Below are 10,470 nucleotides of genomic sequence, written 5' to 3' on the forward strand. Positions count from 1 at the left end.
GGAACCTTCGTGACGGACGAACGACGCCTCGCCCGCAGCCCGATCGCCATCGTCGGCATGTCGGGGCTGCTCCCGCAGGCGCGCAACCACCGTGAGTACTGGCAGAACATCATCGACGGCGTCGACTGCACCACCGAGGTGCCCGCGTCGCGCTGGAGCCTGGACGACTACCACGACGCCGACCCCGCGGCACCGGACAAGACCTACTCCCGCCGCGGCGCCTTCCTGCCCGACATCGAGTTCGACCCGCTGGAGTTCGGGCTGCCGCCGAACCAGCTCGAGGTCACCAGCACCATGCAGACGCTGAGCCTCGGCGTCGCCCGCGACCTGCTGATCGACGCGGGCGCCACCGGCTCGGAGTGGTACGACGCGAGCCGCACCGGCGTGGTGCTCGGCACCACCGGCCCGGTGCCGCTGATGCACCCGCTCGCCGCGCGGCTCGCCACCCCGGTGCTGGAGGAGGCGGCGCGCTCGGTCGGGCTGAGCGAAGCCGACGCGAAGGCGGTCTCGGCGAAGTTCGTCGCCGCCTACGCGCCGTGGGAGGCGAACTCGTTCCCCGGGCTGCTCGCCAACATCACCGCGGGCCGGGTCGCGAACCGGCTCGGCCTCGGCGGCATCAACTGCACCGTCGACGCGGCCTGCGCCGCCTCGCTGGCCGCGCTGCGCACCGCCGTCGCCGAGCTGCAGGACGGCCGCGCGGACATGATGATCACCGGCGGGGTCGACACCGAGAACACCATCTTCATCTACCTGTGCTTCTCCAAGGTCGGGGCGCTCTCCAAGTCCGATCGGATCAGCCCGTTCGGCAGCGACGCCGACGGCACCCTGCTCGGCGAGGGCATCACCATGCTCGCGCTGCGCCGGCTCGAGGACGCGCGCCGCGATGGGAACCGGATCTACGCGGTGTTGCGCGGGCTCGGCTCGTCCAGCGACGGCCGGGCCAAGAGCATCTACGCCCCGCGCGCAGGCGGGCAGCGGGTCGCGCTGGACCGCGCCTACGCCGACGCCGAGGTCTCGCCCGCCACCGTGGCGCTGCTGGAGGCGCACGCCACCGGCACCCCGGTCGGCGACCGGACCGAGCTGACCGCGCTGAAGGAGCTGCTCACCGACGCCACCGACGAGCCGCGGTTCGCCGCGCTCGGCAGCGTGAAGTCGCAGATCGGGCACACCAAGGGCGCCGCGGGCACCGCCAGCCTGATGAAGCTGGCCTTCGCGCTGCACCAGAAGGTGCTGCCCGGCACCATCAACGTCACCGCGCCGAACGCCGAGATCGCCCCGGCCGACGCGCCCTACTACGTCAACTCGCGCACCCGGCCGTGGATCCGCGACCCCGAGCGGCCGGTGCGCCGCGCCGCGGCGTCGGCGTTCGGCTTCGGCGGCACCAACTTCCACGTGGTGCTCGAGGAGGCTGACGGCGAGCGGCCCGCCGTGCTGCACCGCACCGCGCGGGCGCACCTCTGGCACGCGCCGGACGTCTCCGGGCTGATCGACGCCGTGCGCAGCACCGCGCCGATCGACGGCGGCGAGATCCCGGAGCGGCACGCGCGCGTCGGGTTCGTCTCGCTCGACGACGAGAACGCCGAGCACCTGCGCGGGCTCGCCGTCGACGAAATGGTCCGCAACCCGGACGCTCCCGCCTGGGAGCACCCCGAGGGCGTCTACTACCGCGCCTCCGCGCTGCCGAACCGGAAGGTGGCCGCGCTCTTCGCGGGCCAGGGCAGCCAGTACGTGGACATGGGCGCGGACGCCGCCATCGCGCACCCCGCCGTCGGCGCCGCATTCGACGCCGCCAACGAGGCCTTCGCCGGTGCGCCGCAGCGGCTCTCGTCCGTGGTGTTCCCGCCGCCCGCCTTCGACGAGGAGACCGCGGCCGCGCAGGAGGCGGCGCTGCGCCGCACCGAGTTCGCGCAGCCCGGCATCGGCGCGCTCGCCGCCGGGCAGTTCGCGGCGCTGCGCGAGCGCGGGTTCCGCGCCGACGGGTACCTCGGGCACAGCTTCGGCGAGCTCACCGCGCTCTGGGCCGCGGGTGCGCTGAGCGGCAGCGATTTCCACCGCCTTGCCAGGGCCCGCGGTGTGGCGATGACGCCGCGCGCCGGGGTCGAGGCGGGCACGATGGTCGCGCTGAACGCGACCGTCGAGGTGGCGCGGGAGATCGTCGACGCCATCGACGACGTCTGGATCTGCAACCACAACGCCCCCGACCAGGTGGTGATCGGCGGCGGGCCGGATGCCGTCGCCGCCGCGGTCGCCGTCTGCCGCGAGCGCGGGGTCGCCACCCGCGCGCTGCCGGTCTCCGGCGCCTTCCACACCCCGTACGTGGCGCACGCGGTGGACGCCTTCGCCGCCGCGCTCGCCGAGGTGGAGATCGGCGAGCCGGACGCGCCGGTGCACGCCAACAGCGCGGGCGCGCGGTACGGCGCCGACGCCGCCGCCAACCGCGCGGTGCTCACCGGGCAGCTCGGGCAGCCGGTCGAGTTCGCGGCCGCGCTCACCGCGCTGCGCGAGTCCGGGTGCACGGTCTTCGTCGAGTTCGGCCCCAAGCAGGTGCTGACCTCGCTGGTGCGGCGCACCCTCGGCGACGACGTGGTCGCCATCGCCACCGACTCCGGGCCGATCGGCAACGGCGACCTCGCGCTGTCCCGCGCCGCCGTCCGGCTGGCGGTGCTCGGGTTCGGGCTGTCCGGCATCAACCGGCACGCGGCCCCGGCGCTGGAGCCGCACCGGCCGAGCAGGCCCATGACGGTGACCATCTCGGCGCCCGAGTACGTGCCGGAGACGCGGAAGGCGGCGTACGCCGCCGCGCTCGCGGACGGGTACCGGGTCGAGCTCGACGGCGCAGGTGCGGACGCCTCCGCGAGTTCCGTGGCGAGCGGCATCGGTGCCGCCGCGCGGGATGCGGCAGGCAACGGCGCCGCCGCCGGGAACGGCGCGGACGGCTCCGCGAGTGCCGGTGCCCGCGTCGCCTTCGGCGCCGACGCGGAGCCCGGTGGGCCCGCCCGCACCTCCGGCTCGGCTCCCGCGCCGAGCACCACCGCCGTGGCCCCCGCACCCGACCCGGTCCCGGCCCCGCCCAGGTACACCCCCGACCCGACGGAGACCTCCGTGTACTCGACCCAGCAGGACGGCGCACCGGAGAGCGCGCTGACCCAGCACCTCCGATCCCACCACCAGTTCCTCGACGGCCAGCTCGACATGGCCCGCGCCCTGGTCGGCGCGCTCGACGCGGGCGTGTTGACCGAGTCCACCGTGCGCGCCATCGAAGCGGTCAAGGACCACGGCGTCGCCATCGCGGCGAGCCACACCCGCGCCTCCGACGTCCTCGCCCAGCTCGCCGAGCTCGAGGCCGGTTTCGCCCGCCCCACCGCCGCGCGACCCGCCTACCAGCCCGTCGCCGTGCCGCAGCACCGCCCCGACGCGCTCGCCCCGGCGCACTCCAACGGTTCGGCCGAACCGCTCCCCGCCGCGGCTCCCTCGGCGCACGCCCCGGCCGAAAGCTCGGCTGCCGTAGCCACGGCAGCCACAGTGGCGCCGCAGTCCGCCCCGGCCGCCTTTGCCGCACCGACCGCCACCGCCGCACCGGCTGCGATGGCACCGGCTGCCCCTGTCGCGCCGGCACCGGTGTCTACCTCGGCGCCGGCGGCCACCTCGGCACCGGCAGCCGCGCCGGCGTCGACCGCCACCCCGGCGTCGAACTCGGCCGCGGCCGGAAATACCGCTGCCGTGGCTACGGCAACCGCGGATGCGCCGGTCCCGGCACCGAGCGGCGCGGCATCCGCTCCGGCGGGCAGCAGGGACGACCTCCTCCAGGCCCTGCGCGAGGTGGTCGCGGAGCAGACCGGCTACCCGGTCGAGATGGTCGACACCGGCATGGACCTGGAGGCCGACCTGGGCGTCGACTCGATCAAGCGAGTCCAGGTGATCGGCGCCCTCCAGGAGCGTTTCCCCGCCCTGCCGAACCTCGGCCCCGAGCAGCTCGGCACGCTGCGCACCCTCGACCAGATCGCCGAACTCCTCGGCGAGAGCCCCTCCGCCCGCTCGGAGACTCCTGCGGCAACGCCCGCCGCTCCCGCGCAACACCCCGCCCCCGCGGAAACCACCTCCGCCCCCGCGGAAACCACCTCCGGCGACGCGGAGACTCTCCGCCGAACCCTGCGCGAGGTCGTCGCGGAGCAGACCGGATACCCGGTCGACATGGTCGACACCGGCATGGACCTCGAAGCCGACCTCGGCGTCGACTCGATCAAGCGAGTCCAGGTCATCGGCGCCCTCCAGGAACGCTTCCCCGACCTACCCACCCTCGGCCCGGAGCAACTCGGCACCCTGCGCACCCTCGACCAGATCGTGGCCGAGCTGAGCACCGGCGGTGATGTCCACCCAAAAGCTGATGCCGCGGGGCGCACCCCGCGGCATACCGTCGAACTGGTCACCCTGCCCGCCGCGGACACCGCGGTCGGCGCCTACCGGCCCAACCCGGTGGCCCTGCTCGTCGACCCCGCGCACAGCGGCGAGACCACCGCACTGACCACCGCGCTCACCGCGCGCGGCTGGTCGGTGCGGACCACCACCGCCCTTCCCGACCCGGGAGAGCGGCCCGACCTGTGCCTGATCCTGCTCGGCACCGGCGCCGAGCGGGCAGGCGCCCAGCGCCTGCTGACCGACACCATCCTGACCGCGGGCCGGGTCACCCCCGCCATGACGGCGGAGCACGGCCGCGCCACCGTCGCGACCCTGATCCGACTCGACGGCGGCCTCGGCTTCCGCACCGCCGACGACCCGCTCCGCGCCCTGCTCGGCGGCGTCGGCGGCATCCTGAAAACCCTCGCCGCCGAACGCCCCGACCTGTTCTGCCGGGCCGTCGACATCGACCCGGCGGCGACGCCGGAGCGCTGTGCCGAACTGCTCCTCACCGAACTGGACGACGCCGCGCGGGACGTCGTCGAGGTCGGCGTGGCCGCCGACGGCACCAGGTCCACCCTGGTCCCCGGCGGTTTCGGCCCGGCCCGCACGGTCACCCGAATCCGCCCGCCGCACGACCAGCCCGCGCCGACGCTGACCGCCGACGACCTGCTGGTCGTCTCCGGCGGCGCCCGCGGCGTCACCGCCACCTGCGTGCTGGCGCTGGCCGAGCGGGTCCCCGCCCGCTTCGTCCTGCTCGGCCGGACCGACCCGGCACCGGAGCCGGCGTGGGCGGCCGGGATCGCCGACGCCGATCTCCAGCAGGCCGCCGTGCGCGCCCTGGCGGGCACCGGTGCGAAACCGCGCGACATCGCCCGCACCTGCTCGGAGATCAGGGCCGCCCGCGAGATCCGGGAGACCCTCGCCGCGCTGGACGGCCGCGCCGACTACGTGGCGGTCGATGCCACCGACGCGGACGCGGTCCGCAGGGCGCTCAACCCCTGGAGCGCGGCGATCACCGGCATCGTGCACGGCGCGGGTGTACTCGCCGACTCCAAGATCCCGGACAAGACCGCGGAATCCATTGCCCGCGTGCTGGATCCGAAACTCGCCGGGCTGGCGGCGCTGCTGGCAGCGGTACCGGAGCCGAAGCACCTCATCCTGTTCACCTCGGTGGCGGGGCTCTACGGCAACACCGGCCAGGCCGACTACGCCGCCGCCAACGAGGCGCTCTCCCGCTTCGCGGTGGCCTGGCGCCGGGCCGACCCCGACCGGCACGTCACCGCGATCGACTGGGGCGCATGGGACGGCGGCATGGTGACCCCCGCCCTGCGCGCGCACTTCCACGCGCTCGGCGTCGAGCTGCTGGCCCCGGCGACCGGGGCGGCGGCCTTCACCGAGCAGTTCACCGCCGAGCGCGAAGCCGACACCGTGGTGCTGATCGGCCCTGCCGAATCGCTCTCCGGCCCGGCGCCGGTGCCGCTCGCGCCGGTCCGGGTGCGCCGCAGCCTGATCGGGCTCACCGACGAGCCGGTCATCGCGGCGCACCGGGTGGGGGAGCACATCGTGCTGCCCGCCACCTTCGGGCTCGGCGCCATGGCGCACGCCGCGGAGCGCGCCCTTCCCGGCCGCACCGTGATCGGTGCCGGGGATTTCCAGGTGCTCAAGGGGTTGGTGTTCGACCACGAGGTCGGGGCGCTCGAGCTCGAGCTTGAGCCGGGCGTCGAGACCGATGGTGTCCTTCCGGTGCGGGTCACGGTGCGCGACGGTGCGGTCGCGCACTTCCGGGCGACGCTGGAATTGGCTGCCGCACCGACGGATCCGCCGGTGCTCGCGCTGCCCGACGGGCCCGCGAGCACGCTCGACATCTACCGCGATGGCATCCAGTTCCACGCCCCCGCGCTGCAGGGGCTGCGGCGGGTGGTCGCGGACACCGGGGACACCGTCGTCTTCGACTGCGCGCTGGACGCGGCCCCGGTGGCGGGCGGCGCCTACGCGAGCAGGCTGCACGATCCGGTCCGCGCGGACCTGATGCTGCAGGGCCCGCCGGTGCTCGGGCACCGGCTGCTCGGCACGGCCTGCCTCCCGCTCGGCATCGGGCGGGTGGAGTACCACCGGCCGCTGCCGGTGGGCGAGCCGTTCGCGCTGGTCGTCGGCAACGGCCGGGCCGGTCGCTTCGACGCCCGCGTCGACGCCGCCGCGGTCGGTGCCGACGGCACGGTGCTGCAGCGGTTCTCGGACGTCGTGGTGGTCACGACGCCCGATCTGACGGAGAAGTTCCAGACCTCGGTGAGGCGGTGGATGGCATGACGACCCTGGAGTTCGACGGCATCGCGTTCGATCCCGACGCGGTGCGGGAGCCCGCCGGTCCGGCGGCCCCCGAACGGGAGGCGGCCCCGGCCGCCGCGGCGGCAGCCACGGGCGCGGCTCCGGCTGCCGGTGCGGTGCCGACCGGTGCGGCCCCGCCCGGCGCGGCGGTGCCGACGACCAGCATTCCGAATCCGCTCGCGCAACTCCGCGCGGGCGTCGCGGACGCGCACCGCGCCGCCCTCGCGGCGCAGTACGCGCTCCAGCGCGCCCTCTGGGAGCGTGCCGGGCTCGCACCCCTGCGCGGCGCCGAGCAGTCCGGCACCACCGGTGCACCCGATCGGGGCGCCAACGGACAGCCCGCGCCGAGCGCGGGGGCGCGGCACCCGGTCGGCGACGAAGCCCGAATCGCGGCACCGGCCGCCGACCCCGCCGCAGGGCAGAACCGGTTCCACGCCCCCGAGTGGGCCTTCAAACCCCTGGCCCGCACCACCAGAACCCACCTCGACCAGCCCGCACTCCGACAGCTCGCCGACGGCGACATCACCGGGGTCTTCGGCCCCAACCACCACCGCCCCGGCATCCGCCCGGCCGCGAAACTCGCCGACCAGCACCCCCTGGTCCTCATCGAGGTCACCACGCTGGAGCTGTTCGGCACCACAGGCCGCGGCCACCTCACCGCCGGCTACCGGGGCGACCCCGGCACCGCCGCCACCCAGGCCGCCGAAATCTTCGCCCTGTTCGCCGGGCTGCACCTCGCCCTGACCGGCTCCACCCTGCAATCCTCCGCCCCGGCAGGCGCCCCCGGCCCGGAGGCGGGAACCCTCACCCTCCGCGTCACCGAGATCGACCTGGTACCCCGCCCGCACCTCACCGCCGAGGTGCACATCGACGCCGACCCCTTCTCGGTCGAGCTCACCGCCGTCGAGCCGACCGGCGCGGACATCGGCCCCGGCCGAGCCGACGAATCCCTGCTGCTCAGCGAATTCCACATGACCCACCTGGCCCGCGGCGACCAGGCCGTCGCCATGGGCGAGGAGTTCGCCGAGTACACCGGCGTCCGCGCCACCCGCCTCCCCACCGGCGGCCTGCTCCTGGTCGACCGGGTCCTCGACTTCGACGGCGAACGGGGCCGCCTGGACTCGGCCTCCTACACCACCGAATACGATTCCCCCGCCGACTCCTGGTACTACGGCGACACCGCCAACGAGTCCATGCCGCACTTCGTGTACATGGAGACCTCGCTGCAGGCGGCGCTCCTCATGGGCTACTACGCGGGCCCGACGCGCACCCAGCCGGGCACCACCCTGAGCCTGCGCAACCTCGGCGGCACCGCCACCGTGCTGCGCCGGGTCGACCTGCGCGACACCACCATCCGGCAGCAGTCGAGGCTGCTCTCGACCACCATCCTGCCCGGCTCCTCGCTGCAGACCTTCGACTACACCCTGAGCACCGGCGGCGAGGCCTTCTACCGGGGCGAGACCATGTTCGGCTACTTCAGCGACGAGGCGCTCGCCAACCAGACCGGCCTGGACGCGGGCCGCCCGGCCCCGACCTGGCTCGCCGAGCACCCCGCCGCCGCACCCAGGACCATCGACGTGGCCGCCCGCCGCGCCGACCCGGCGGCCCCGCTCTGCTCCCGCGACACCCTCGCGCTCATCGACCGCGTCCAGGTGGTCGACGGCGGTGGGAAGTACGGGGCGGGCTACCTGCACTCGCTGCGCGCGATCGACCCCGCCGACTGGTACTTCGACCGGCACTTCCACCTGGACCCGGTGATCCCGGGCTCGCTCGGCGTCGAGTCGGTGATCCACGCCGTGCAGGAGTGGATGCTGGACGCGGGGTACGCCGACGACCTCGCCGACCCGGCCTTCCGGATCCCCGCCGACATCCCCTTCGCCTGGCGCTACCGCGGCCAGTTCCTGCCCACCGACGGCACCGTCGAGCTGGAGGCGCACATCAAGGAGATCCGGCACGGCGAGCACGGCGTGATCGCGGTGGTCGACGGCTCGCTGTGGAAGCCGGGGCTGCGCATCTACGAGCTCACTGACCTGGCGATCGAGCTCGGCGAGCGGGAGGTCCGGCCGTGACCACGCTGCACCGGCCGGTCGCCGAGACCCCGGCCGAGATCACCGCCCTGCTCCGCGACCTCGCCCGGCCGGTGTGGGTGCTGCGCCGGGACGGCCGGGTCGGGCTCACCGCCGAACGGTCCGCGACCGCGGGCGCGCAGGTGCTCGCCGCGGTCGGCCCGCTCACCCCCGACCGGCTCGGCGACAGCCGATTCCGCGCCGCGCACGGGCTGCGCGGCGCCTACATGGCGGGCGCCATGGCCAACGGCATCGCCGCACCGGCGCTGGTCACGGCGCTCGCCGGGGCCGGCTACCTCGGCTCCTACGGCGCGGCGGGCGTGACCCCGGACCGGGTGGACGCCGCGCTGGCCGGGCTGCGCGCCGAACTCGGCGACCGGCCCTACGCCTGCAACCTGATCCACAGCCCGTCCGAGCCCGCGCTGGAGCGGGCCATCGTGGACGCCTGCCTGCGGCACGGCGTGCGCTGCGTGGAGGCATCGGCCTTCATGAACCTCACCACCGAGGTGGTGCGGTACCGCGCGGCCGGCCTGCGCGCCGACCCGCAGGGCGGGATCGTGATCGGGCACCGGCTGATCGCCAAGGTGTCCAGGGTCGAGGTGGCCGAGCACTTCCTGCGCCCGGCCCCGGCCGCGCTGCTCACCCGGCTGGTCGAGTCCGGCGACATCACCGCCGAGCAGGCCCGACTCGCCGAGCGGGTGCCGATGGCCGACGACATCACCGCCGAGGCGGACTCCGGCGGCCACACCGACCGGCGCCCACTGGTGGTGCTGCTGCCGGAGCTCACGGCGGCGCGCGACCGGATCGCCCGCGACTTCGCGGGCGCCGCCGCGGTGCGGGTCGGCGCGGCGGGCGGCATCGGCACCCCGGCCGCGGCCGCGGCCGCCTTCGCGCTCGGCGCCGCCTACATCGTCACCGGCTCGATCAACCAGGCGACGGTGGAGGCCGCGCAGTGCGCCGCCACCAAGCAGCTGCTGGCGGGCGCGCAGTTCGCGGACTGCGTCATGGCGCCGTCGGCGGACATGTTCGAGCTCGGGGTGCAGGTGCAGGTGCTGCGCCGCGGCACCATGTTCGCGGGCCGGGCGCAGAAGCTCTACGACACCTACCGCGCCTACGACGGCCTGGACGACCTGCCCGCCGAGCTCCGCGCCGAACTGGAGCGGACGCTCTTCCAGCGCCCGGTCGACCAGGTGTGGGAAGAGTGCGTGCGCTTCTTCACCGAGCGCGACCCGGCCCAGCTGGCGGGCGCCGCCGAGCACCCGAAACGCCGGATGGCGCTGGTCTTCCGCTGGTACCTCGGCCTCTCCTCGGGCTGGAGCATCCGCGGCGAACCCGACCGGGTCGCCGACTACCAGATCTGGTGCGGCCCCGCCATGGGCGCCTTCAACACCTGGGCGGCGGGCACCCACCTCGCGGCGCTGCCCAATCGTGGCGCCGCCGAGCTCGCCGACCAGCTCCTGCTCGGCGCCGCCTACCTCACCCGGGTCGCCCAGCTCCGCACCGCGGGTGTCCGGCTCCCCGCCGGCTGCGCCGACTTCGTCCCCGCCCCGCTGTAGTGTGGCTCGTGGCGGGGACCCCCCACCCGGGTCCGCCACCCGTGCCCCCCGGGGGGGGGGGGCCGGGCGGGGATTGCCCAAGGGGGGGGGTGTCAATAACCCCGAACCCGAAAAAGAACCAGGGT

Annotated in this window: 3 protein-coding genes; all 3 read left to right on the top strand. The window is 75.1% G+C overall.

All coding sequences use genetic code 11. The features are described from left to right. Positions 1-9: 9 nt before the first annotated feature. The 3 genes from ACFUUZ_RS26790 to ACFUUZ_RS26800 are packed head-to-tail and all read left to right on the top strand — an operon-like array spanning position 10 to position 10,345. Positions 10-6,705, top strand: a complete 6,696-nt coding sequence (locus tag ACFUUZ_RS26790; protein WP_378700897.1) for an SDR family NAD(P)-dependent oxidoreductase — start codon at positions 10-12, stop codon at positions 6,703-6,705. After that, entirely contained in the window at positions 6,702-8,792 is a 2,091-nt protein-coding gene (locus ACFUUZ_RS26795) for a beta-ketoacyl synthase (RefSeq protein ID WP_378700899.1), read from the top strand. Before ACFUUZ_RS26790 ends, ACFUUZ_RS26795 begins: the two co-directional genes overlap by 4 nt. Next, positions 8,789-10,345 carry a PfaD family polyunsaturated fatty acid/polyketide biosynthesis protein gene (locus ACFUUZ_RS26800; protein ID WP_378700901.1) on the top strand — a complete coding sequence of 519 codons (1,557 nt, stop codon included), beginning with the start codon at positions 8,789-8,791 and terminating at the stop codon, positions 10,343-10,345. The genes ACFUUZ_RS26795 and ACFUUZ_RS26800 overlap by 4 nt, the downstream gene beginning before the upstream one ends. Positions 10,346-10,470 lie beyond the last annotated feature (125 nt).

This window comes from Nocardia sp. NPDC057353, assembly GCF_042667085.1.
Lineage (GTDB): Bacteria > Actinomycetota > Actinomycetes > Mycobacteriales > Mycobacteriaceae > Nocardia.